Raw genomic sequence first — 20,092 nt, 5'->3', positions numbered from 1 at the left:
TTGTACTTCGTTCAGTTCGGATGTTTGGGTGTTTAGCCGTTTTCGCATTTATCGTGAAACGCTTTCGCGTTTTCGTGCGCCGCTTCACATGACGACAGGGACGGGTCCGCGCGAGGCCTCAGCGAGCGGCACACCTCAGGCCGTCCATGCCCGGCAGCATGAGGTCGAGGACGACGAAGGTCGAGGCAGTGCTCCGCGGGCGCGGGCGAGGCGCGGCGGGGCCCGTCCCCGGCCCGGTCGACCGTGCCCGGCCCGGAGGTCAGGTAACCCGCGACGACCTCGGCGACCGTGGGGTCGTCGTCGACGACGAGGACGCAGAGCCCGGCCCGCGTCTCCGCCGGCGAACCCTGTTCCGGACGACTGCTGCTGTTCCATGCGTCAAGCGTCGCACCGGCCGCAGCGCCCGGCCGCCCGCCGCCTCCGACGTCCTTGTTTCGTAAGGAGCTGAAGTCCGTTTGCGGCTTTTCGTTCGTAGGGTGAGCCGTGCTGATCCCTTCCACGCCCGATGGCGTCGATGTCGTCCTGCCCCTGCCTCGACGAGGCGGAGGCCTACCGTGGTGCTCGGCGGATTCCGCCGGGCTGGCGAGCGTCGTCGTGGACAACGGCTCCACCGACGGTTCGGCCGGCATCGCCCGCGCTAGGCGCCACCGTCGTCGAGGAGCCGCAGCGCGGTTCCGAGCGCCGCCTGCCACGCAAGGACGGCCGGCGACGGCCGTCGTGTGCTTCTGCGACTGCGACGCCTCCCTCGATCCGGCGCTGCTCGTGCCGTTCGTCGACGGGTGCGCGGCGGCACGGCTGGTCTGGTGCTCGGGCGGCGTCGGCCGCGGCCGGGGCGCCTGGCGCACACGCCCGGGCGGGAACGTCGCGCTGGCCTGCTGCTGCGCAGGCGCACGGGCCTGCGGCTGCGCGACCTCCGGTCCGCTGCGGGGCCTGCGCCGCTCCGGGAGGCGCGCCGACCTCGGCCTGTCCGACCGGCGCAGCGGCTACCCGTTGCAGATGGTCGTGCGGGCGGCCACGACGCAGTGGCGGGTCACCTGGCACGACGTCCGTACCTACCGCGCTCCAGCACTCAAGGTGACCGGCACCCGCTGGCGGGACCTGGCAGGCGTGCGCGACATGGGCTCGGGTGCTGGCCGAGCCGCCCCTCGCGCCCCCGTCGCCCGTCGCACCCCGTCGAGGAAGCCGTCCGTGACCACCCTGCTCGTGATCGCCAGGAACCACGGCCCGGCGGGTGAAGACCCGGCTCACCCGCCGTTCACCCCGAGCAGGCGGCGGCGCTCGCCGCGGCAGCCCTCACGGGCCGCGGGCGGTGGCCGCGACCCGGCGCGGCGCGGGTCCTGGTGCTGGACGGGCGGGCCGGGCCGCAGCTGCCGCCCAGCTTCGAGGTCGTCCCGCAGTGCGCGGGCGGTCTGGACGAGCGGCTCGCCGCCGCCTTCGCCGGCTGCACCGGGCCCGCCTGCTGATCAGCATGGACACCCACCCAGGTGACGCCGGAGCTACTCACCGTGGACTTCGCCAGGTACGACGCGTGTTTCGGCCCCGCCGCGGCAGCGGAGTTCTGGGCGCTGCGGCCTCGCCGATCCCGATCCGGCGCTGCTGCAGGGCGTCCTCATGTCGACGCCCGCGACGGGCGCCGTCCAGCGGGCCCGGCTGATGGCCGCGGGGCTGCGGGGTCAGGGATCTGCCGGGCCTGCGGGACGTGGACTACCGGCGGCGGATCGCGGAGGCGGTCGCCGCCGCCGCGGCGCACCGGCAGCCGCTTCGCCGCGGAACTGGCCCGCTGCCGAGCGGTCGGCCCGCCGATGAACGTCGTACGCCAAGTGCGGGGCCGCCGGGCGCCACTCGGTCGGCCGATCCCTACCGCCGGACGCGCTGCGGGCCGGCGGCGGACCGCTCTTCCCGCGCCGGGGCGACGGCTGGCCAAGCCCTGGAGGTCGACCCGCTGGTGCGCGGGCGGACGCCGTGGACCAGGCGCTCCTGGACCGCTGCGACCCGGCCGTCCTCGACGTCGGGTGCGGGGCCGGGACGGCACTGGTCGCGGAGCTGGCCGCGCGCGAGCCGGCACTCGGCAATCGACGTGCCAAGCGAGGCCGCGTCGCGTCGCACCCGGCAGCTGGGCGGGCGGGCGCTGGTGCGGTCGGTGTTCGCGCCGTTGCGGCGCCGGCCGATGGCGTGGCCGGCGCTGCTTCGTGGACGGCAATCTCGGCGGCATCGCGCGCACCCGGGGCGCACCGCTGGGCCCGGATGGCCGGGAACTCCCGCCCCGGCGGCCTGTTGATCGTCGAGACCGCGCCGGGCGACATCGGCGAGCGGGTCACCGTCCGGCTGGTCGGGAGCGCTGGCGGTCCGGCGGCCGCGAGCAACTTCGTTCCCGGGCCCGGCTCAGGCATCGCCCGCGTTGCTCCGCCATGCCGGGCCGTCGACGTGGCGGATCGCCGACCGGTGGACGGCGGGGCGGCCGGCACTGCGTCGCCCTGGCGCACCCACGTCCCGACGGTCGCCGGTCCGCAGACCACCACGGCATGGTCATCGACCAGCGTGCCCGGCAGATCGTCCCGAGCCGAACCGTCGAGAGGCGTCGCACGCGCCGGTCGGCGGTCGGCGAGCGCAGGGTGGATTCGACGGCCCCTGGCGTGCGGCAGGGTCCCGGCCCGGCCGGTGTCGCCGTGCTTTCGCCGCGCGCGCTCGTCGCGCTCCCTCGCCGGCACGTGGCTGCTGTCCGGGGCGCTGGTCGAGAGACACCGATCCGCTGGTGGTCGCGGCGGGCGCGGACCGAGGTGTGCTGCGCGGTGCTCTGCGGGGTGCGCGCGGCGCGGGCCGAGGGCGCCACGAGCTGCGTCAGAGGTACCGCGACAGCCAGGGGCGTTGGCGCTGCTCGCGCTGCTCGGGTTCGCCGCGTACGCGATGGGGACCGCTGCTCGCGCACCGCCCGCGCATCGGCACGGCCTCGCTGACCAATCTGGTCGTCGCGCTGATGCCGTGCACGCCTCGCTGGCGGTGGGGGCGCTGCTGTTCGGGCAGCGGGCCACGGTCCGGCAGGCCGCGGGGGCGGGTGCTCGCCGCGGTGGCGACCGAGAATTGCGTACAGCAGCGTGCGGGACGGGGCGGGCGGGTCGATCTCGCCGGGAGCTCGAGGCTCGCGGTGGCAGATGCCTGGCGTTCCGCCCGCGTACGGGTTCCTGTTGCCGGCGGCGGCTCGTGTCCGCGCCGATCCCGGCCCGCGCTGCCGGGTAGCTGCTGCTGGGGTCTGGCGACGCTCGCTGGTGATGCTGCCGTTCGCCGTGCCGGCCGACGGCGCCTCCCTCTCGCCCGGTGGGGCGGCATCACGTGCTGCTGGGCGGCGCGGTCCACGCCCCCGCCACATCTCGTGCGGCGCCGGCTGATCCTGCTGCGCGGTCCGGTGTTCCACGGCGGCGGTTGCAGCTGGCGGTGCCGTTCACGGTGCGCCTCGGCGACTGGGCGCTCGGCCCTGCCGGACCGCCGACGGTGTCCGAACTCGGACTGCTGGGCTGCGCGTTGGCGAGCATCGCGCTGGTGACCGTACGCCGCGGCGGGCGGCGCACGGCCTCCTGACCGGGTGTCAGGCCGTGCGCGGCGGCCAGTTGCGGATGGCCTTCGGGCGCGGCGGCGCGTACGTGCGCACCTTCGACGTCGTCAGGCCGAGCCCTGACCAGGGACTCGGCGATGGTCACGGCGGCGGCCACCCCGTCGACGACGGGCACGCCGGTGCGGGCGACGACCTGTTCAGTGAGGCCCGCCATGCCGCCGCAGCCGGGGCAGATGACCTCGGCGCGGTCCTGCTCGACGGCGGCCGCGGCCTGCTCGACGATCGCGGCGACGGCGGCGTCCGGGTCGCTCTCCAGCTCCAGCACGGCCAGGCCGCTGCGCGACGGAGGCGAGCCGGTGAAGACCCCTGCCAGCAGGCCGGTCCTCGATGAGCGGCACGGCCCGGTCGAGGGTGGTGACCACGGGTACTTGTGGCGAGGAACTGGGCGGTGCTGGCGGCCGCCTCGGTGATGTCGACGACGGGCACGTCGAGCAGTTCCTGCAGCCCCTCGCGGCCGGGTGCTCGCCGTACCCGGCCTGGATGACGGCGTCGTACGGCTCGGGGTAGGCGCGCGCACCTTCTCCATGACGGCGACGGCGGCGAGGTAGCTCTCGTAGTTGCCCTCGCAGGACTCGGACCGAAGTCCGGGGTGAGCGGCACGATCTCGGTGCCGGGGTGCGGCGACCGACTCCGCGGTGAGGGCGATGCTCTTCGTCATCGACTCGGTGGTGTTGACGTTGGCGACGAGGATGCGCATGCGGGTGGTACTCCCAGGAGTGTGGTTCATTCGGCGGCGACGGCGATGGCCTCGCCGTCGATGTGCTCGAAGGTCTGTGTGCGGTCGCTCAGCGACCCAGTACAGCGCGGCGGCGATGGCCGCGCCGTGAATCCAGGAGAATCCCGAGATCCCGGAGAAAGAACGGGACGAGGGCGATGACGACGGCGATCGCGGCGGACGGGACGAGAGAGCGCCGACGGCCTTCGGGTTGATGCCGCGCCGGTAGTGGTAGGTGGCCTCGGGGTCCTCAGGTAGAGGTGCGGCACGTTGATCTGCGCCTTGCGCAGCAGCCAGTAGTCGGCCATGACGACACCGAAGACGAGGGCCGAGCAGGGCGCCGAGGCCGCCGAAGTGAGGTGACCGCGACCGGGCTGTCGTACAGGTTCCAGGGCAGGATCACCCAGGCCGACGGGGCGCTGACGACGCCCGCGCTGCGCGGAAAGTCGAGGGCGCTGCAGGGAGGTTGACCAGCATGTAGACCGGCGCGACGAGAAGTTCGCAGGAGGTTCACGGCGACGGTCAGCTCGGCAGCGCAGAGGCAGGCGAGGGGCCAGCAGGATCGTGCTGGGGATGGTGCGCACGATGTCGGTGGGGCTGGTGATGACCTCGCCGTCGAGGCGGAACTGGGCGCCGGAGAGCACCGCGGCGATCACCGCGAAGAACAGCATGTTCACCGGGATGCCGATGAGGTTGCCGCGGGTGATGGAGCAGGGCGACTTCGCGGACCGCGTGAAAGTCGCAGAAGTTGAGGACGAACGTGCCGTAGACGACGACCCACAGCGCGGCGGCCTCGAAGATGTGCGGCCACTTCGCGCCGCCGGTGAACGGCTCGCCGTTGTCGAGCGCGATCGACATGTCCGCCTTGAGGTGAACATCCCGCACGGCGAGGGCGAGCACCGTGACCAGGACCGGTCCGGTGCGGCGACGGCCATGTAGCGGCGGATGGCCTACCATGCCGAAGCTGACGATGAGCACCTGGACGAGGCCACAGGAACAGGAAGCTGATCCAGCCGAGCGTGGACAGGCCGAGGATCGCGTTCTTGTCGTGGTCGGCCGCGCCCGCCCACAGCGCCGTGATCGGCGTGCGCAGCGCTACAGGAGGCGAGGTAGGTCTGGATGCCGAACCAGGCGATGGCGGCGGCCCCCGCGGACCACGGCGGGCAGTTGGGAGCCGCGCACCGAAGGCGATCCGGCTCATCACCGGGAACGGGACACCGGTGCGGTGTCCCATCCGTCGGACAGGTTGAGCAGCACGAACAGCAGCACGGAGGCGTCGCGAGGCGATGAGGGATGTCCCACACGCTCATGCCCAGCGCGAAGAGCCCGATGGCGAACGCGTAGTTGCCGGGCTGTGCGCGTCGTTGCCCAGAGCGTGAAGACGTTGTACGCGCAGCTGCGGCCGCCGCCTTCGTGGGGCCAGATCGCTGTTGTAGAGGCGGGGGCTGCAGTCCCGCGCTTCGGGCGTCGCGAGGTCCGTCGCCGGGTTGGGGGTCCCGTTGTTGTGCAGTGGCCATCGAAGACCCCTCGGTTCCGCTATCCGAAATCACACTTCCAAAGTCGTGGAGTGGACGTTACGGCCGCGGATTTCCGAGAGGTCAACAGATTTCCGATCATCGATCGATGGGTGAAATACGCCATAGCGCACGGGACTTGCGCACCCGTTCACCGCCGACGTATACCGCCCTTCCGGCCCCTCTCAGCGCTCTTCGGCCCTCTCAGCCGCGCCGGACCAGCATCTCAGGACGTCGTCCGTGGGCCCCGTCTCCCCGAGGCGCGGGAAGATCCCGCTCGACGCTGCCCCCGGTGCGCCTCGTCGTCGAGGTCGGTCATGGCGTCCGTGGCGAGGAGTGACGTGATAGCCGTGCTCGTGGGCGGCGCGGGCCGTGGACTCCACGCCGATGCTGGGTGGCGACACCGGTCAGGACGATCTGGGTGACGCCGCGGCGGCGCAGTTGCAGATCGAGGTCGGTGCCGTAGAACGCGGACCAGTTCCGCTTGGTGACGACGATGTCCCCGGGGTGGCCGGCGAGCACGTCGACCACCTCGTCCCAGCCCTCGGGCGGGGTGCCGCCGCGCTGCGGGGTGTCGGTGCGGCCGGAGCGTCTTGTCGGCGCCGTCCGCCGCGTACGTGACGCGGACCAGGACGACGGGGCAGGCCCTCGGCGCGGAAGGCGTCGGCGAGCCACGCGGTGCGCTGCACGACGTCGGCCGTGCCATGCGGGGGTGGCGGGCACGCCCATGAGCCCCTTTCTGGAGGTCGACGACGACGAGTGCGGAGGTGGGGTCGAAGTGCGGTGACGGGCATGGCTACGGTCCCTTTCGGATACGGGGGCGAGACGGGAGAGGAGGGTTACGCCTCGCGGCCGACGCGGCGCAGCGAGCTTGGTCGGCGAGGGCTCACGATGACCAGGAACAGCGCGGCGGCGACCGCGACGAGCGAGCCAGGCCAGGTCGGTGCGGTCCCGCGCCGGTGGTGGCGCGCCGTCCTGGAAGAAGGCGGCGTTCGCGGCGGCGGCGAAGCAGCGCGCCGAGGTAGGTGAAGGTGCGCAGGAGGCCCGGCGGACGCCATGCGGGCCGGATCGGCCTGGGCGTGCAGGGCGTTCTGGTTGGCGAGTCCGTTCAGCCCTTGCGGGATCCCGAAGGCCACGCCGACCAGGACGAGCAGCCAGCCGGGGCTGTCGGCGTCGAGGAACAACAGGGAGGCACAGCCGACGAGTTGGAAGGAGACGGCGCCGACGCGGCGAGCTTGCCGCACCTGGGGGTGGCGGCCGGTGAGCACGCAGTGACGGCGAGCGCCGCCAGCGACATCGGCGGCAGGAGCAGTCCCGCCGCCGGGCGCTCAGGCCGCGGCCTTCCTGGAGCCACTGCGCGTAGCCGTACGGGAAGACGTGCGCGGTGGTGTACGCGCGAGGGAGTTGCCGGGCGTAGGTCGCGAGCGGCGGTCCATTGCCGCCCAGGACCCGCAGGTCGAGGAAGGGTGCCGCGCCGCGCTCACGGCGGACGAACAGGGCGCCCGCGGCAGGCCGATCAGCAGGTACGCGTGCGCGAGGCCGGGCCCCATCAGGGCGAGCATGAACGCGGTCGGCGACGCGGCCGAACAGCGCCATCGGGTACGTCGGTGCCCGCGCGTCGGACCACGCTCGCCCTGCGGGGTCCTGGGCAGGCGCCGCGCGCCGAGGACCAGACGAGGCCGCCGACGGCGGCACGTTTGATCCGAAGATCAAGATTGCCAGCCGCGCGCGATGGGGACGCCGCCGAGGCGTCGGCCCGACGACGAGAGATGACCTGGGAGGACGCCGACGGGGTGGCGAGGGATGCCGCTGGGGCTCTTCAGTCCGGTGCGCTCCGACTCGGTGCGCAGCAGCGACATCGACGCGGGATAGGCGGCGGAGGTGCCGAAGCAGCAGGACCCGCAGAGACGACCAGCACCCACAGGGCCGGGGCGAGCACGCCGACAGGGATCCGGCGACGCCGACCAGCGCGGTGCCCACGAGATAGAAGGCGGCGCGGTCGCTGCGTCGACGAGCCGGCCGATGACCGGCTGGCCGACGGCGGTGGCGAGGTAGAGCCCGAGACGAGGCCAGGCCGTCTGCGGGCGGTGCGCCGAAACGCGCGGCCGATGGGGGATCAGCGCGACCGCGAGCATCGAGAGTTGATCGGGTTGAGCACCGAGCGGAGGACCATCGAGCGCGACCAGCCGCCGGTCGAAGCCGTCCCGGCCCGGCGGGCCGGGTGCGGCGGATGCGCTCGGATATCCGGCTCACGCCTGGGCCACCTCGTCGATCAGCTCCATGGCGGTGATCGTTGTGGCGGCGGATCTGCTCCTCGGTGCCGTGCTCCTGGAGGGCGCGGGCGAGCCAGGCCTGCCGGGCGCACGCCGGACGCCCTGCCGGCGCTTCGTGGCAGCTCGGTGAGGGCGACGAGCTGCCGGCGGCCGTCGTCCGGGTCCTGGCTGCGCCGGTCGATCCCGGCCTGCTCCAGGGCGATGACGGTCTTGGCCATGGACTGCGGCCGCACGCCCTCGATGGCCGCCAGATCGCTGGCGGACGCGGGGCGCTTGGAGAGCCGGGAGATGACGGAGGCCTGCGCGGAGGTGATGTCCTCCCGCCTTCCAGTTCCTCCAGGGCGCGCAGCCTGCGGAGCAGGCGGCCGACGACCACCCAGACGTCACCGGCCGCCTGGGCGGCGGCTTCGGAGACAGGTTCTTCGTTCTCGGTCATGCTTCACCGTAGATCGACAGCCCAGACTGTGCAACCAAGGCTGCACAGTCTGGGCTGTCCCGTCCCTGCACGGGGTCAGGCGAGCGGTTCCTGGAGTTCGGTCACCCAGTCGGCACGGTCCTCGGGGCACTCCAGGTTGATCTCCCCTGGGGTATCCGACCGAGCGGTGCCCGTGGGCGTCGATCCAGCGGGCGAGCGTCTGGACCGAGGGCAGGACGGCGTCCATCGATCCCCGGTGCACGAGGGTCGCGGCGCGCTCTCGACCGGCGGCAGGTCGAGCACCCGCACCCCGTCCCCGCTGTCGCCGCCGTCGCGCGGCGCGGCCGACACTCGACCCCCGCGTGGACGAGGATGCCGCCGTCCGGCGCGTCCTCGTAGCGGGCGACACCAGCCCCCGTGGGCTGGATGCCGGCCACGCCGAGGCGCCGGAACAGCCTCGTACAACGGCTGGATGACCGGCCCGATGGTGTCGAAGTCCTTTGCGACGGCGGTGAGTTCGGCGACGCGGACCGCGGGCAGCTGCTTGATGACGACGTCTTCGGCGGGCATGTGCCCCCTCGCTCTCGATGGACCGGAGCCGCGCCTCGACCTGGCCGAGCCGGGCGGCCGCCGCCGCGATGTCCGCCTCCAGGTCCGCCCGCCGCAGCCGCAGCATGGCGCGCAACTGCTCGGCGCCGACCTCGTCGTGCGAGGATCTCGCGACCTGCTGCAGAGGGTGAAGCCGAGGTCGCTTGAGGGCGATGACGCGGTTGAGCCGGGCGAGCTGGGCCGCCGTGTCAGTGGCGGTAGCCGGTGGCTGGGGTCGACGTGGGCGGGGCGCAGCAGTCCGGTCGCGTCGTAGTGGCGCAGCATCCGGACCGAGACGCGGCCGTGGCGGGCGAAGTCTCCGATGGTGAACATGGTGTCTCCACTCCACGGCCTCACGGTGTGAGGGTCAACCTCATCATCGCCGCCGCACCCGTCGCCCCCATTGACGCGCTCGGCCCCCACCCGTACGTTCCGTCGCGCCGTCACACCTCCGTCACGGAAGGAACGACGCCCATGCCCAGACGCCCCGATTCCCAGAGGCCCCGTGCCCAGACGCTGCGTGCCCAGACGCGGCACCCTCCGCCGCGGGCACGCCTGACGCACCCTGCTCCGCCGCTCCCTCGCCCTGCTGGCGCTCCCCCTCGCCGGTCTGCTGGCCGTCCCTCGCCCTGCCGCCGTCGGCGCACGGCGCGGGCGGCGGGTGGATCTGCGGCTGGCAGCCGCGCCCACCGGGGTGCCGGGCACCGACACGACGACGTTCGGAGGACGTGACGCTGCGGCAGATCGTGCACCTCAGCGTCGCCGGCCGGGCCGTGCGGGTCCGGCTCACGAACGAGTTCGGCAGCACCCCGCTGACCATCGGCGCGGCCCACGTCGCGCGCCGGGCCGACGGCGGCCCCGGCACCGCCGTGGATCCCGCCGCCGACCGGACGCTGCGGTTCGGCGGCCGGACCGCGACGACGCTCGCGGCGGGCGCACAGGTGTGGAGCGACCCGGTCGCCCTGGCCACCGAGGCGGGCGGCGACCTCGTGGTCAGCCTCTGCCTGCCGCAGCGCACGCCCGGCAGCACGATCCACTCCTCGGCGTTCCAGCACGGTTGGGTCGCGGCGGGCAACGTCGCGGGCAAGCCCGACATCACGCCGACGCAGACCATCACGAACCGCCGCTTCCCTGTCCGGCGTCTCGGTCGACCGGCAGCGCAGCCGGGCGGCTTCGGCGCTGGTCACGTTCGGGGACCTCGATCACGGACGGCTCCAACACCCGGCTCGACGCCAACCACAGGTGGCCCGACCTGCTGGCCGAGCGGCTACGCGGCGACCGCGAGCTGGCCGCCACCACCGCGTGCTGAACACGCGGGCATCGGCGGCAACCGGCTGCTGCGCGACCCGAACCCCGCCGCTGGGCTCCCCGCCGAGTCGTACGCGGCGTACTTCGGGAGAGCGGGCTCCGGCGCTTCGACCGCGACGTGCTGCGCCAGCCGGGCGCCCGCGCCGTGGTGGTGCTGCTCGGCGTCAACGACCTCGGTCACGCACCACCGCGCCCGCCGACGAGGAGGTCACGGCCGCCGAACTCATCGCCGGTCACCGGCGGTTGATCCGCTGCGCGCACGACCACGGCCTCCAGGCCCTGGGCGCGACGATCCTGCCGTTCGAGGGTGACTCGCTGGGCTTCTACACGCCCGAGCGGGAGGGCGGCCCGGCAGGCGCTGGAACCGGTGGATCCGGACGAGCGGGGCGTACGACGGAGTCGTCGACTTCGGGACGCCGCGGTGCGCGATCCGCAGCACCCCCGGACGGCTGCTCGCCGCCTACGACAGCGGTGACGGTCTGCATCCCAACGACGCGGGCATGGCCGCGATGGCGCAGGCGTTCCCGCTGAAGCTGCTCAGGCGCTGACCGGGCGGGTGGCGGCCGGCGCCGGCCCCGCCACCTCTTCCTCTGTCTCTTCCTCTGCCTCTTCTTGCTACGCCGTCGCCCACCACACGGTCGTGTCGCCGGGCAGCTCGATCTCGCCGTCGGTCACCTCGACCGGCGAGCTGGCCAGCAGGGACCGTGCCGGGCGCGGGGATCCCGGACCGGGGCGCCGGTGGATGTTGACGGTGCACGCGAAGCCGGGCCGCTCGAAGGCCAGCAGCCCTCTCGGGGGCGCCGTCCCACCAGACCGGATCGCTCGCCGTCACCGAGGCCCGCCGCCTGCCCGCCGCAGGGCGAGCGCGGAGCGGTACAGCTCCAGGGTCGAGCCCGCCACCCCGGTCTGCGCCTCGACGCTCAATCTCGCCCCCAGCCGTCCGGCTGCGGCAGCCAGCTGCCACCGTCCCCGAAGCCGTACGAGGGCCCGTGCGGGTCCACGGGATCGGCACCCGGCAGCCGTCGCGGAAGCCGTCCTGCCCATCGGCGCGCGGAAGAACGACGGATCCCTGCCGCGCCTCGTCCGGCAGGTCGGTGACGTCCGGCAGGCCGAGCTCCTCACCTGGTAGACGTACGCGCCGAACCGGGCAGCGCCAGCATCAGCAGCGTCGCCGCCCGCGCCCGGCGCAGACCCAGTTCGCGGTCGCCCGGGGTGCGGATCTGGGTGCCGCCGGGCGGGTTCGCGAACCGGGTCGCGTGCCGGGTCACATCATGGTTGGACAGCACCCAGGTGGCCGGCGCACACTGGGCGCATCGCGTCCAAGGACGCGTCGACGATCCTGCCGCAGTGCGACCGCGTCCCACGGCGTGCTCAGGTACTGGAAGTTGAAGGCCTGGTGCAGTTCGTCGGGGCGGACGTAGTTCGCGGTCCGCTCGACGGTCGGCGTCCACGCCTCGGCGACGAAGATCCGCTCGCCGTCGTACTCGTCGAGGATGGTGCGCCAGGTCCGGTAGATGTCGTGCACGCCGTCCTGGTCGAAGAACGGCGTGACGTCGTTGCCCAGCAGTTTGAGCTGGTCGTGGCCGCCCAGGTCGGGCAGTCCCCTTCGGCCTTGACCAGGCCGTGGGCGACGTCGATCCGGAAGCCGTCGACGCCCATGTCGAGCCAGAACCGCAGGATCGAGCGGAACTCGTCCGCCACCGCCGGATGCTCCCAGTTGAAGTCCGGCTGCTCCGGGGCGAACAGGTGCAGGAACCACGCCCCGTCCGCGACCCTCGTTCACGCCGGGCCGCCGAACACGGACTCCAGTCGTTGGGCGGCAGTTCACCGTCCGCGCCCTTGCCCGGCCGGAAGTGGTAGCGGTCCCGCAGCGGCGAAGCGGCCCCTTCGTCGACGGCCCGCCTGAACCACTCGTGCTGGTCCGACGAGTGGTTGGGCACCAGGTCGACGATGATGCGCAGACCCAGCGCGTGCGCGTCCGTGATCAACGCGTCCGCGTCCAGGAGCGTCCCGTACATCGGATCGACGGCCCGGTAGTCGGCGACGTCGTAGCCGCCGTCGGGCCTGCGGCGACGCGTAGAACGGGGACAGCCACACCGCGTCCACGCCCAGCCCCTTCAGGTACGGCAGGCGACGGCGGATCCCTTCCAGGTCCCCTCGTCCCGTCGCCGTCGCTGTCGGCGAAACTGCGTGGATAGACCTGGTAGATGACCGCGTCCCGCCACCAGTCGGTGGACTCACGGGTCGTGGTGGCGAGGGCGACGGGCTCGTCCATGGGGTGCTGCTGGTTCATGGGGGACAAGGTAGAAGAAGGCTGCGCCCGGGACGGCGATCAACACCGCGAACTTGCCCCGACCTGCCGGAACGCCGGTCAACGGACCCCGGCCGCAACCGAGTTGAACGCTGCTGCGACCCTCTCCGTAGGAGACTGCAGACCGGCGTCGAGCCGGGACCGACGGGGGCCGTGCGGGAGGTACGGATGGTGCGCAGAGCGCTCCGCTGATCGTTTTCTCTTCCTCTCAGGTATTTCCTGAATTCCTTTTTCCGCTGCCTGAGCCGGGCTTCCCTGCCCGGAATTCCTCGGAAAATCCTTCCCGAAGCCGTCCTGAAATTAATTTCCGGACGTCTCCGTTCCTCGTTGACAGGCCCGAATGCGGGTGCTGATGCTGGAAGCGCATCAGCGATTCCGGAATTCGCACAAGTCCAATCTCTCCGGGAGGGGAACGCCATGAAGAAGATTTCCGTCCGCAAGGCCGGTCCGATCCGTCTGACCACCGCCTGCTACTACCTCTGCGGCGACGCCGCGTAAGTCCTACGCCCGCGGGTCGGAGCCGGGCCGCCTTCGGGGCCCGGCTCCGGTTCCCTCAGAGAGGTGCGCGATGAGCACGACCGTGCGTCTGCACCGGCTCACGATGGTGGCCGAGGACGACGGCGTCGCATGATCAGCCGGCCCGAGACCGGGTCCTACGCGGTGTTCCCCGAGGAGGGGGCGCAGGCCCTGCGGATGTTCGCCGACGGGCTGCCGGTGGCCGAGGTGGCCGACTGGTACGAGCGGGTCTGCGGAGCGCCGCTCGATATGGACGACTTCCTGGAGACCCTGTCCGAGCTGGGCTTCCTCCGCACGGACGAGGCACGCACCGACACGCCCACCGTGCGGTGGCAGGGGCTCGGGCGGCTGCTGTTCGGGGCGCCCGCATGGCTGGCGTACGGCGTCGTCGTGGCGGGCGCGGTGACCGTGATGGTCCACGATCCCGGGCTCAGGCCCTCGTACCACCAGGTGTTCTTCACCCACTACCTGTCGCTGATCCCGATCACGATCTTCGCGCTCGCCATCCCGTGCATCGTGATCCACGAGGGGTTCCACGCGCTCGCGGGCCGCAGGCTCGGCCTGCCGTCGACGCTGGGGATCGGGCGGCGGCTCTACTACCTGGTCGCGGAGGCCCGGCTCGATTCCCCTGCTGAGCGTGGAGCGCCGCAAACGCTATCTCCCGTTCTGCGCGGGCATGCTGGCCGATGTCGTCCTGTTGTGCGGACTCACCCTCATGTCGCTCGCGCTCGACGGTCATGGAATTCCGTCATTGGATTCACAAACTCTGTCTCGCTGTCGCATTCACCTGCGTCCTGCGACTCATCTGGCAATTCCTGTTCTATCTGGAGACCGACATCTATTACGTGGTGACGACCGCGGCCCGCTGCACGGATCTGCAGAACGCGACGCGTTTCCGGATCCGCAGCGGCGTACGGCGTGCGCTGCGTCTCGCTCCGCCCGTCCCGGACACCGAGTGGTCCGAGCGCGACCGGGCGGTGGCCCGCTGGTACGCGCCGCTGCTCATCGCCGGGTACGGGTTCTCGCTGGCCTCGCTCGTCTGGGCCGGCCTCCCCACCGCGCTGCACTTCTGGTCGACGATCGCCGGCCGGCTCGGCGGCGCCGACACCCTCGTTCTGGGAGCTGGTCGACGCGGCGGGCTTCATCGCCCTGTCGGCCCCGTGCAGATCGGGCTGCTCGTCCACGTCACGCTGCGGGACCGGCGCACCCGGTCCCGCCCTCCACGCCGTCCTCCGAAGGAGCCCTGACATGACCGCCCTGCCGACCCGTCACTGGTGGCTGGACGCCACCGCACAGACCACCGACGGGCGAGCCGCCGCCCGCCGCCGCTCTGCACGTGCGCTGCCACCGCCGGTTACGCGGCCCGTTCACCGCCGCGCACTTCCTCCTCCACCAGACCGTTCCCAACTGGTCGAGCGGGACGCCGAGTTGGTGGCGGCAGCCCGGGCGCTGGAGGTGGAGTCGATCGCACCCGAACTGATGGCGATCGTGCCGACCCCGCCGCAGACACTCACCAACCTCTCGCCTCGGCCAGGGAACGCACCCGGCTTCTACCCGGCGGCCCGGGCGCTGCGCATCGCACGGCGTGGCCGAACTCCTCGTGGACTGGGCCGGGGCGGCCCACGAAGGGCGTCACCATCGCCTTCCGGGCCTCGACGACGCCGACCCCACCGACCGCGACCTGGTCGCGGTGCTGCTGCGGCGCTGCGACCCCGCGAGTACTGACCGTGGTCGTGGACGGCGCGGGGGCCGCCGACGACCAGCTCGGCCGGGCGCTGGCCGCCCACGCCCACCGGGCTCCCCGACTCCCCTATGTGGACCCCGGAGCTGCTGCCCGACACGGACGTCGCCCAGCTCTACGTCGACGCCGACGGCACCACCGACGAGCCGCGTCTGCGCCGCGCCTACGAGGCGCTGCCCGCCGAGGAGCGGGCCCGCTGGCACACCGCGCGCGCCGCGCTGCTCGCCTGAAACGCGACGAGCCGACCAGCGGCTCGGCGCGATCCCGTGCCACCTGGGCGCAGCGCTGGACCGCGGCGCGGGCGCCGGTCGATCGTCGAGGCCGTCGGCGTCTGCTCGACAAGGGGTTTCACGAGGCCGTGGTCGACCTCGCGCTGCGGGGCCGCGCCCCTGCTCGACGACGGACCCTACTCTACGTGCTGGAAATCCTGACGCATAAGATCGGCGCGTGCTTTGTGCACCTGGGCGCGGCCACGACCGCCTTCCCTCACTTCGAGGAGATGCGGCGCGGCTCGACCTCGCCGGACGTCCACATGGGCACCGCTTACCTCATGGCGATGCTGCGTACACCCGGTTCCTGCCGAAGGACGCCCACGACGAGGACCTCGCCCTCGCGTGGGTGAACACGTTGGGCGATCTCGACGCCGACGCGCCACCGACCCGCACAAGGCGGATCCTGGTACGGGCGTTCATGCGCAACGCGCGGGCGTGGAGCTGCACCGCGGCAGCGTCGACGGTTCGCTCGCGCTGGTCGACGAGGCGATGGAGATCACCGACGCCGACTTCGGGCCCGACGAGCAACTCCTGCACCGCAGCGTGCTGTTGTACAACCGCGCGCAGGTGCGCGGCGCCCGGCGACCACGCCGACTCGCTGGCCGACTACGACGGGTGATCCGCCGCGACCCGGACTACGGCGACTACTACTTCGAGGCGAGGCCGCCCAGCACCGGGCGCTCGGCCGGCACCCAGGGAGGCGCTCGCGGACTACGCGGCGGCGATCCGGCTCACGCCGCCGTTCTACGAGGCGCACTTCAGCCGGGCCGACCTGCTGCGCGAACTCGGCGACGAGGAGGGCGCGTTGCGCGATCTGGACCACGCGCGCTCGACCTGGAGCCCGATCACGTCGAGTCGCTGGTGCACCGCGCGGACCTGCTGCTGCGCGCGGCGCGCTCGACCGGGCCGCCGCCGACGTCGAGCACGGCCTCGCCCTCGCCCCGGACCACGCGCGACTCCGGGCGGCGCAGGGGGCGTTGTTCGCCGGAGCTCGGTGACGTCGAGGCGGCGTACGAGAGCTATTCGACGGCGCTGCATGCCGATCCGACCTGCGTGGCGGCGTGGGCGAACCGGGCGGTGCTCGCGTTCGAGGCGGGCCGGACCGAGGACGCGGTCGGCGATCTGGACGCGGCGCTCGCGCTCGTGGGCGACCCGGGAGCTGCGGGCCAACCGGGCGGTGGCGCTGCAGGCCCTGGGCGAGCACCGGCGGGCCGTGGCCGATCTGGACCGGGTGCTGGCCGCCGCGGCTCCGAGCCGATCCCCGAGCCGCTGTACCTGCGGGCGCCAGCCGCTTCGCCCTCGGGGACGCGGCGGGCGCGGTGGCGGACTGGCGGAGCCCGCATCTCGCCGCGCTCGGCGCCCGACGACGTGTCGCCGCACGCCGAGAGAGATCGCAGCGCGGGCCGGGACGCGCCCTGCGGGAGTGCAGGCGTGAGCGGGCGACTGCGACGTCGCGGGCCCGTCCGGCCGGAGCGCCCGATCTGGTGCGCCCCGTGCCGCTGTCCGGCACGCGCCAAGGGCGTCGCCGTCGTCACGGTCGGCGAGCGGCTGGTCGGGTTTCTGCGTGCTACGTCGCTGGTGTCGCTCTCCCTCGGCCGCCGCGCCGATGTCGTTCTGGTCGGTCGGGCTGCGGTCCGCGTCGTGGACGGCGGTGGCGGGACGCGACCTGGGTGATGCGCGGCGCGTGTCTACGCGGCCAGCCAGGAGGTGGCCCGGGTCTTCGGCGGTCCCGGCGGGGCCCGAGTTCGCCGCGTACGTCCTGGGTACCGGGACCGCTGGGACCGCCCGCGCTCGACGGGGTTCTGGCCCGGCGGGTCCTCACGCCTCCGTCAGCTGGCGTCCGGTCGGCGACCACGCCCCTGGGTCATCGGGCTCGTGGTGCCAGCAGGCCGGGCGGGTCTCCGGACGCGGGCCGCTGGTGCACCGACGGCGGGCCCGTCGCCCTGCCGGCCCCGGTCGACGCCACGCGGTGTGAACCGGCCCGCCACCGGGAGCGGAGCGGCGGATCGGGACCGCCGGTCAGTCCCCGAAGACGACCGGCACCTTTGCTGTCCCGGACGACGCGGGCGAGCAGCACCGGCGAGCGTGTCCCGCGCTCGGGTGTCGGTGAGGCCGTCCGGGAAGCCGGGCGATGCGGCGGCACGTCTCGTCGTAGAACTCCGACGGGGGCTGCGCCGCTCTGGCTCAGGGCGACCCGCACGGCCCGCCCGTCCTCCGGTCCGGGCTCCCGGCGCACCAGGCCACGCTGCGCGGTGCGGTCCACGAGCCCGGTCAGGCTGGACCCTGGCGAGGCCGAGACATCGTGCCGAGCTCCCCGCATCCCGTACGGCTGCGGCATCAGGATCGCATCAACTGGCCCTGCTGGTGAGTCCGTGCAGCCGCCTCGACTCCGCGTACACGGCGTTCACCAGGAACGAGGAGCGCACCAGCGCGGTGACCGAACATCCGCTCGCCGTCGGCGTCCTCGGACTTTCGCATCCGGCCAGCGCACGACACGGTCGCGAGGCACTAGGCGGAGGTTTCGACGGATTCGGCGGTGCGGTGGTCAGGACGCAGCGGCCTCGGCCGCCAGCGAGCGCAGCCAGCGCGCAGGGCGGCCGTGGCGGATCGCTCTCCACCGGGCGGCGGCCCAGCAGGTGGGTACGCGGTCCTGCCGGACACGAAGCCGCATGGGGCCGTCGCCGCGCGCCAGGTCGTCGACGAGCGCGTACGGCCTGATGGCGGTGCCGACGCACGCCGAGGCGGCGGCCTGCAGGGCAGAGCGAGAAGTGCCCAGGTCTGTTCGACGCGGCCGGGAACGGCTCCCTGGTGGCGGCGCCAGTCGTCCCAGGCCGGGGCGGGGGTGGCGGTGTGCAGCAGTGTGCCGGCGGCCGGGCAGTCGGGCCGGTGGACGGGTCCGACGTGCTCGGCGAACAGCCGGGTGGCGGGTGTCGGCGGGGAACGGGAAATGTCCCGGCGGATCGCCAGGTCGATGCGCCGCCCGCTCAGTGGACGGCCGCCCGCGGCGACGGAGGTGCAGAGGTGACGCGCCGGGTGCCCGCTCGGCCAGGTCCGGCAGGCGCGGGATGAGCCAGCGCATCAGGAGCGTCGGCTCGCAGGACAGGGTGAGCGGGCCGGTGGGCGGGCGGCGGGCGATCTCGCGGGCGGCCGTCTCGGTGTCGTCGAGCGCGTCGCGGACCGTCGCGGCGAGCCGGCGGGCCGCCGGGGTCGGCACGACGCGCGCGGCCCCGCCTCGAGGCTGGCGCTCGACGCCCAGGGGCCCGCCTCGAGCGCGCGCCCTGCCGGCTGACGGCGCCGTGCGTCACGTGGAGTTCGCGGGCGGCGGCGTGTCATGCTGCCGTGCCGCACCGCCGCCTCTCGAAGGGCTCCCAGGAGCGCCGAGCGAGCAGGTCGGGGCGGGGCATGGGTGAACTCTGAGTCACGGGTTCCGTGCGGTGGGCAGGGAGCCCGGACCGGGCCACCACCTGTGAGCCGTGCGCACAGCTGCGGTGGAGAAACGGTCGCTTGTCGCGTGACGCCCCGCGACCCTCACGATGAACCCGTCACCCCACTGACGAAGCGACCCCACCTTGCGTGTCTCGATCCTCGCCGGTCGACCTCACCAGCGCGGACGGCGCCGCCCGACCCGGTCCGGGCCCGCGTCCTGCTCGCCGCACCGGCCGCGCCCCCAGCCGGACAGTCGGGGTGCTCGCCGTCGACCTCGACGCACCCGGACCGGCGGCCTGGCGGGCGGCGGCCCGGACGGGCCGACGCGGCCCGGCTGCTGGGCGGTTCCAGACCTTGCTCCGGAAGACGGTCGACTCGACGCTCCGTCATCTCGCCGCCGAGATCCGGGGCCGCGTGGCACGGCTCGGGGCGGCACACCGCGGTGGTCGCCCCCGCGCGTTCCCGGACAGCGGCGGACCACCGTCCGGGGCGCAGTGCAGTGCGTGGCCGACGTACCGGTGCACCGCAGCGAGTTCGGCCGTGACGCGCATCCGGTGCGCCGCTCGGACCTGTGCGAGATCCTCCCCGAGGCCCACGCTCGCGGCGCCGGACGGCACGCTCCCGCCTTCTCGGCGCGGGCGGCCTGTTCGTCGGCGACGCCGCCTGCGACGCCGATCTGGACCGGGTCTGGTAAGGCGGCCGTGCCCGACCCGGGCCGACGCGCGCTGTGGAGTGGGCTCGCCGCCTGGCGGCGGCGCTCGCGCGGTGATTCGCCCCCGCCGGCCCGCGCCGGCCGCCCTGCCCCAGTCTGCCCGGGCGCGCGCTGGTCGTCGTCGGCAGCGCCAACTCCGGCCTCGCGGCATCAGCTCGCCACGCCGCTGCGGCACGCCCGACGCCCGCCTCCTGCACGCCCGACGACCGCCAGGACCCCTCGCCCTCCCGCTGACCTCGCGCAACGGGCCGGGGCGCAGGCTGGCCGACGCACTGCCGACGCCCTGGTACCGCTCACCGGGGCGAGACGGCTGCCGCGGTCCTGACCGCCGCAGGGCGCGGATGACCTGCTCGGACGAGCCCGAACCCGGCGTCGCCCAGGGCCTGTTGACCGGGACTGCCGGGCCTCCCCGCGTCCCGGTGGTGATCAAGGCGGGCGGTTCGGCGACGACGGACCCTGCTGCGCCTGTACCGGCGGCTGGGCGGTGCCGCGTGAACCGGCCGCTCCCCTGCGCCTCACCCTGGGCGATCCCGCGGGTACGGCCCGGAGATCGTGGTCCGCGCCTGCGCCGATCCGGCGCGCACCGCCCCGGTCGTCGTGATCGGCGACCTGCAGCACGTCTCTCGCCCGGGCGGCGGCGCGCGCCAGCGCGTCGAGTTCGCCGGTGCGCCCGGGACGTCGAACTGATCGTCCG

Annotated in this window: 12 protein-coding genes and 6 pseudogenes; 10 read left to right on the top strand and 8 right to left on the bottom strand. The window is 73.5% G+C overall.

Annotated elements, in window-relative coordinates:
• Nucleotides 1-87: 87 nt before the first annotated feature.
• Nucleotides 88-314: pseudogene (locus RBJ77_RS21660) on the bottom strand (response regulator); the annotation flags it as partial.
• A gap of 874 nt (nucleotides 315-1,188) precedes the next feature.
• Between RBJ77_RS21660 and RBJ77_RS21655 the strand changes: the two are divergent.
• Nucleotides 1,189-1,790 (top strand): annotated as a pseudogene (locus RBJ77_RS21655) (DUF2064 domain-containing protein); the annotation flags it as partial.
• Between the two features lie 1,627 nt (nucleotides 1,791-3,417).
• Nucleotides 3,418-3,573, top strand: a complete 156-nt coding sequence (locus tag RBJ77_RS21650) for a hypothetical protein (RefSeq protein WP_372346543.1) — start codon at nucleotides 3,418-3,420, stop codon at nucleotides 3,571-3,573.
• A 7-nt stretch (nucleotides 3,574-3,580) separates the two neighbouring features.
• Here the strand turns inward: RBJ77_RS21650 and RBJ77_RS21645 are convergent.
• Nucleotides 3,581-4,304, bottom strand: a pseudogene (locus tag RBJ77_RS21645) (aspartate/glutamate racemase family protein).
• Between the two features lie 591 nt (nucleotides 4,305-4,895).
• On the opposite strand from RBJ77_RS21645, the gene RBJ77_RS21640 reads away from it, so the two are divergent.
• Nucleotides 4,896-5,261: a hypothetical protein gene (locus RBJ77_RS21640; protein WP_372346542.1), complete on the top strand. Its 366-nt coding sequence runs from the start codon at nucleotides 4,896-4,898 to the stop codon at nucleotides 5,259-5,261.
• Between the two features lie 760 nt (nucleotides 5,262-6,021).
• Here the strand turns inward: RBJ77_RS21640 and RBJ77_RS21635 are convergent.
• The 4 genes and pseudogenes from RBJ77_RS21635 to RBJ77_RS21620 form a co-directional block, all read right to left on the bottom strand.
• Nucleotides 6,022-6,630, bottom strand: a pseudogene (locus RBJ77_RS21635) (isochorismatase family protein).
• A gap of 45 nt (nucleotides 6,631-6,675) precedes the next feature.
• Nucleotides 6,676-7,104, bottom strand: coding sequence for a hypothetical protein (locus tag RBJ77_RS21630; protein ID WP_372346541.1), 429 nt, complete (start codon nucleotides 7,102-7,104; stop codon nucleotides 6,676-6,678).
• A 1,004-nt stretch (nucleotides 7,105-8,108) separates the two neighbouring features.
• Nucleotides 8,109-8,399 carry a MarR family transcriptional regulator gene (locus tag RBJ77_RS21625; protein ID WP_372346548.1) on the bottom strand — a complete coding sequence of 97 codons (291 nt, stop codon included), beginning with the start codon at nucleotides 8,397-8,399 and terminating at the stop codon, nucleotides 8,109-8,111.
• A gap of 221 nt (nucleotides 8,400-8,620) precedes the next feature.
• A pseudogene (locus tag RBJ77_RS21620) lies at nucleotides 8,621-9,445 on the bottom strand (MerR family transcriptional regulator).
• Between the two features lie 395 nt (nucleotides 9,446-9,840).
• On the opposite strand from RBJ77_RS21620, the gene RBJ77_RS21615 reads away from it, so the two are divergent.
• Nucleotides 9,841-10,731, top strand: a complete 891-nt coding sequence (locus tag RBJ77_RS21615) for a hypothetical protein (protein WP_372346540.1) — start codon at nucleotides 9,841-9,843, stop codon at nucleotides 10,729-10,731.
• Between the two features lie 304 nt (nucleotides 10,732-11,035).
• Here RBJ77_RS21615 and RBJ77_RS21610 read toward each other — a convergent pair.
• A pseudogene (locus RBJ77_RS21610) lies at nucleotides 11,036-12,713 on the bottom strand (glycoside hydrolase family 13 protein).
• Nucleotides 12,714-13,358: 645 nt separating this feature from the next.
• On the opposite strand from RBJ77_RS21610, the gene RBJ77_RS21605 reads away from it, so the two are divergent.
• The 5 genes from RBJ77_RS21605 (at nucleotide 13,359) to RBJ77_RS21585 (ending at nucleotide 16,934) form a co-directional block, all read left to right on the top strand.
• A complete protein-coding gene (locus tag RBJ77_RS21605) occupies nucleotides 13,359-14,099 on the top strand; it encodes a hypothetical protein (protein ID WP_372346539.1) in 741 nt (246 codons plus the stop codon).
• Nucleotides 14,093-14,494, top strand: coding sequence for a hypothetical protein (locus tag RBJ77_RS21600; RefSeq protein ID WP_372346538.1), 402 nt, complete (start codon nucleotides 14,093-14,095; stop codon nucleotides 14,492-14,494). Before RBJ77_RS21605 ends, RBJ77_RS21600 begins: the two co-directional genes overlap by 7 nt.
• A 565-nt stretch (nucleotides 14,495-15,059) precedes the next feature.
• Nucleotides 15,060-15,218 carry a hypothetical protein gene (locus RBJ77_RS21595; RefSeq protein WP_372346537.1) on the top strand — a complete coding sequence of 53 codons (159 nt, stop codon included), beginning with the start codon at nucleotides 15,060-15,062 and terminating at the stop codon, nucleotides 15,216-15,218.
• Nucleotides 15,219-15,403: 185 nt separating this feature from the next.
• On the top strand, nucleotides 15,404-15,610 hold the full coding sequence (locus RBJ77_RS21590) for a hypothetical protein (RefSeq protein WP_372346536.1): 207 nt from the start codon (nucleotides 15,404-15,406) through the stop codon (nucleotides 15,608-15,610).
• A complete protein-coding gene (locus RBJ77_RS21585; protein WP_372346535.1) occupies nucleotides 15,603-16,934 on the top strand; it encodes a tetratricopeptide repeat protein in 1,332 nt (443 codons plus the stop codon). The genes RBJ77_RS21590 and RBJ77_RS21585 overlap by 8 nt, the downstream gene beginning before the upstream one ends.
• Before the next feature lie 871 nt (nucleotides 16,935-17,805).
• Here RBJ77_RS21585 and RBJ77_RS21580 read toward each other — a convergent pair.
• A complete protein-coding gene (locus tag RBJ77_RS21580) occupies nucleotides 17,806-18,474 on the bottom strand; it encodes a hypothetical protein (RefSeq protein ID WP_372346534.1) in 669 nt (222 codons plus the stop codon).
• A 1,476-nt stretch (nucleotides 18,475-19,950) separates the two neighbouring features.
• Between RBJ77_RS21580 and RBJ77_RS21575 the strand changes: the two genes are divergently transcribed.
• The gene (locus RBJ77_RS21575) at nucleotides 19,951-20,085 is read left to right on the top strand and encodes a hypothetical protein (RefSeq protein WP_372346533.1); all 135 of its coding nucleotides are present in this window, start codon (nucleotides 19,951-19,953) and stop codon (nucleotides 20,083-20,085) included.
• Nucleotides 20,086-20,092 lie beyond the last annotated feature (7 nt).

The organism is Streptomyces sp. KL116D (genome assembly GCF_030766975.1).
In the GTDB taxonomy this organism is placed as follows: domain Bacteria; phylum Actinomycetota; class Actinomycetes; order Streptomycetales; family Streptomycetaceae; genus Streptomyces; species Streptomyces longispororuber_A.
Note: the sequence above shows the minus strand (reverse complement) of the source record. Positions and strands in the feature narration are given on the sequence as shown.

Bases quoted from the DNA above. Each gene is read 5' to 3' on its own strand.
- RBJ77_RS21595 (WP_372346537.1), top strand. From the start codon at position 15,060: ATGTGGACCCCGGAGCTGCTGCCCGACACGGACGTCGCCCAGCTCTAC.
- RBJ77_RS21605 (WP_372346539.1), top strand. From the start codon at position 13,359: ATGATCAGCCGGCCCGAGACCGGGTCCTACGCGGTGTTCCCCGAGGAG.
- RBJ77_RS21640 (WP_372346542.1), top strand. From the start codon at position 4,896: ATGGTGCGCACGATGTCGGTGGGGCTGGTGATGACCTCGCCGTCGAGG.